This is a genomic window from Halogeometricum sp. CBA1124 (assembly GCF_009741955.1).
Taxonomy (GTDB): Archaea; Halobacteriota; Halobacteria; order Halobacteriales; family Haloferacaceae; genus Halogeometricum; species Halogeometricum rufum.
On the sequence record NZ_WPCD01000282.1, the window covers coordinates 1 to 3,439 of the forward strand.

Genomic DNA, 3,439 nt, shown 5'->3' on the forward strand with positions numbered 1-3,439 from the left:
GTCGGCGTCGACGGCGACGACGCCTCCCCGCGACGTCGTCGAACGAGACGTCCGACAGCGCGGCGAGCGCGCGTAAATCTGCGTTACCCATTGCCCTCGCTTGGACCGCCAGTCGCATTAACGGTTGTCGTCCCGCCGACTCCGGACTCCGAATCGGCGGCCGCGCCGCGCGTTCCGAGGCGCTTCGCTGCGGTGGTCGCTCGGTCGGCTACGAGTCCCGCGCGAAGTCGTCCGCGTGGTCTTCGACGAACGCCCGCATCCGCCGCGGGCGTCGCCCGAGGAGCCGTCGGCAGTCGTCGGTCACGCGGTCGGCCAATCCGAGTCGTGCGGTGGTGTAGATGCCGCACATGAGGACGACGAAACCGAGCGGCGTTCCGCGCCGGCGCATCCGCCTCGCGAACGCCAACAGGGAAGGGTTCGGATACGTGATGGGTCGACCCAGAACGTCGCTGAAGACGGCGGCGACCTGCTCGTAGTCCAGCGCTTCGGGCCCGGTGAGGTCGTAGGCCCGGTCGGCGTGGCCGGACTCGGTCAGGACGACTGCCGCCGCCTCGCCGACGTCCCGTGCGTCCACGAAACTGGTCTCTCCCCGGCCGGCCGGCACGAATATCTCGTCGCGTTCGACGACGTCCGCCCGGTGGACTTCGAGGAGGTTCTGCACGAAGAAGGACGCTCGCAAGAACGTGTAGTCGACGCCCGTCGCCGCGATTCGCTTCTCGATTCTGTGGTGCGGGACGAGGACGTTCTTCTCGGCGCCGAGCGTCGAGAGGTAGGCGACGTGGCCGACGCCGACGCGCCCGGCGGCGTCGACGAACGCCTTCACGTCCGCTTCGTCCACGGCCGGCGGCCGCATGACGAAGACGCCGTCGGCGTCCGCCAGCGCTTCCCCCCACGTCTCGGGCTTCGCGAAGTCGAACTCGACCGCGGCCCCGGCGGCCGCGAGTTCGTCCGGGACCGACTCGGGGTCGCGAACCGCGCTCCTGACGGTGACCGCCCGGTCCGACAGCGCGGCGACCACGTGCCGTCCGACGGTCCCGGTCGCGCCGGTGACCAGTACGACCGCCGTCACGGGTTCCTCCGGGAGCCGAGGACGACTGCGAGCCCGCTCCGAACCGCGACGGAGGGACGGTCGAGGTCGGTGCGCTGGCCGCTCATCGGTCGTCCGCGACCTTCGGCATCTCGTGGACGTACAGGTCCTCTTCGAGGCAGTCGAGGACGAAGTCGGCGACGTTCGCCCGCGCGGCGGCGGCGCGCACGCCGAGCGAGAGGTCCGTCCCGTGTCGGAACTGACCCGTGTGAGCGCCCTCGGTGAGTCGCGGCCCGCGAACGACCGTCCAGCGCGTGTCGCTCGCCCGCACCATCTCGACGTGCTCCTTTGCGTCGTCGAGGACCGACCTCGCCATCAGTTTCAGCAGCGCGCCCATCGTCCGCCCGCCGAGACTGACCGACTCGCCCTCCTCGCGGACGCCCGCCCCGACCAGCGTCACGAACCGGTCGACGCCGTGTTCGTCCATCGCGGCGACGACGTGTCGGCCGGCCTCCGTCAGGAGGTCGTCCGGCCCCGAAGACGTCTGTCCGAGGACGCTGACGACGGCGTCGACGGGGTCGCCGTCGCCGGCGAGAGCGTGGCCGACGCCCTCCCCGGTGTAGGCGTCGCCCGCGACGACGGTGACCCGGTCGTCGGTCCGGACCGCCGACGGCAGTTTCGCCTCGTCTCGGACGAAGGCGACCACCTCGTGGCCGCGTTCGAGCGCCTGTTCGACGAGGGGGACGCCGGTTCGACCGGTCGCGCCGATTACTGCGATTCGCATACGTGAGACAGGGCCTCTGACGAGATATACTTACAACTTCGAAGTTTCGAAGTATCGGGCCCTGTGCTGGCTGAGACCCAAAGATACAAATCGGCAAGTGACTACGATACGCTGTCCATGACTGGAACGAGCGACCCGCCGGACGTGCCCGATTTGAGCGCCGGACTGTCGCGTGAGGAGGCCACCGCGCTCCGCGAATCGTTCGCTCCCGACGAACAGGAGCGCATCCGGCGAACGGTCGCGGACCTCCTCGACCTCCTCGGCAAGACCCACACGATGGCGGTTCTGAGCGCGTTCGCGTTCGCCGAGGGGTCGCTCCGGTTCACCGACCTGGAGACCGAACTCGACATCGCGCCGAACACGCTCTCGACGCGATTGCGAGAACTGACGGACGCCGGATTGCTCGACCGCGAGGCCTACGACGAGGTCCCGCCCCGCGTGGAGTACACGCCGACGGCGAAGGCGGAGTCGCTGTTTCCCGTGTTCGCGCACCTCCACCACTGGGCCATCGAGCACGAACTCTGACGTCGATTCTCGCCGTCCCGTCCCGACGCCGAATCGAGGGGTCGTCTCACGGCGTATCCGAGAGTGAACGGCCGTCACCGGCCGAGAGCGGGGCGGTCGGTCGCGCCGCCGCGACGAGGGTCGGCGGCGTCGCCCCCGCCCGCGAGTCGAGGAACGAGGACTCGGGGTCGCCGAGGTCGCGGTCGCGGTACCGGTCGAGTCCCGCCCGGTAGGTCGCCGTGTGTCGCGTCGCCGGGGCGTCGGCCGGCCGTTCGAGGACGAGTTCGGCCAGCCCCGTCGTCTCACCGGTCCAGGCGAACCCGGCCTTGTGGAGGGCCTCGTAGGCGAACGGGTTGTTGACGGCTATCTTCAGCGTCTCGTAGCCCGCGCCGCGGGCCGCCCTCGCGAGGAACGCGCAGAGTCGCGGACCGAGCGTCTCGCCCTTCCGGTCGGCGCGGACGGTGACGTAGCGAATCCACAGCGTCGAGGCGTCGGTCCGGTCGGCGTTGAACGCGACGGCGGCGACGACGCCGGTGTCGTACTCCGTCGAGGGGACCGACCGCGTGTCCCACCGGTCCACGACGACGGCCTTGCCCGTGTTCGACATGACGAACTTCCCGGCGTAGGCGAACCGCCGGTAGTCCAGACGGAGCGTCGGCCCCTCGTCAGGCCAGCCGAGGAGGACGAACTGCATGGTCGAACGTCGACGGCTGGTGGGTTGAGTCCGTCGGTTCTTCACCCTCGACGCCGTAGCCCGGGTATGTCGAGACTCCACGGTCCCGGTGACGTGCGCTTCTTCGACCGCATCGCCGGGCTCTACGACCTCGCGATGCCCTCGGCGGACGCCGAATCGCTCCGCGCGGGACTCGCGTTCGCCCACCGACCGGTCGAACGGGTGCTGGACGTGGCCGGGGGCACCGGTCGCGCCGCGCGCGCACTCGCCGGCGAGGGCCTCGACCCGGTGGTCGTCGACTTCTCGCGGGGGATGCTCGACGCGCGCGGGCCGACGGGTTCGGCGCCGTCCACGCCGACGCGCGGACGCTCCCCCTCCGCGACGACAGCGTGGACGCCGTCGTCGTCGTGGACGCCCTGCACCACCTCCCGGACCCCGCGGTGGCGGTGGG

The 3,439-nt window shown here is 70.7% G+C and carries 4 protein-coding genes and 1 pseudogene; 2 read left to right on the forward strand and 3 right to left on the reverse strand.

The window, feature by feature from the left end; translation table 11 throughout:
• Positions 1–208: 208 nt before the first annotated feature.
• Together GJ632_RS20365 and GJ632_RS20370 are read right to left on the reverse strand one after the other, a co-directional pair.
• The gene (locus tag GJ632_RS20365) at positions 209–1,069 is read right to left on the reverse strand and encodes an SDR family oxidoreductase (protein ID WP_343161289.1); all 861 of its coding nucleotides are present in this window, start codon (positions 1,067–1,069) and stop codon (positions 209–211) included.
• A gap of 82 nt (positions 1,070–1,151) precedes the next feature.
• The gene (locus GJ632_RS20370) at positions 1,152–1,811 is read right to left on the reverse strand and encodes an NAD(P)-dependent oxidoreductase (protein ID WP_191453876.1); all 660 of its coding nucleotides are present in this window, start codon (positions 1,809–1,811) and stop codon (positions 1,152–1,154) included.
• Between the two features lie 117 nt (positions 1,812–1,928).
• Between GJ632_RS20370 and GJ632_RS20375 the strand changes: the two genes are divergently transcribed.
• Entirely contained in the window at positions 1,929–2,336 is a 408-nt protein-coding gene (locus GJ632_RS20375) for a helix-turn-helix domain-containing protein (RefSeq protein WP_197428123.1), read from the forward strand.
• A gap of 46 nt (positions 2,337–2,382) precedes the next feature.
• On the opposite strand, the gene GJ632_RS20380 is transcribed toward GJ632_RS20375, so the two are convergent.
• Entirely contained in the window at positions 2,383–3,009 is a 627-nt protein-coding gene (locus tag GJ632_RS20380; protein ID WP_191453877.1) for a GNAT family N-acetyltransferase, read from the reverse strand.
• Positions 3,010–3,075: 66 nt separating this feature from the next.
• Between GJ632_RS20380 and GJ632_RS25640 the strand changes: the two are divergent.
• Positions 3,076–3,439: pseudogene (locus tag GJ632_RS25640) on the forward strand (class I SAM-dependent methyltransferase); the annotation flags it as partial.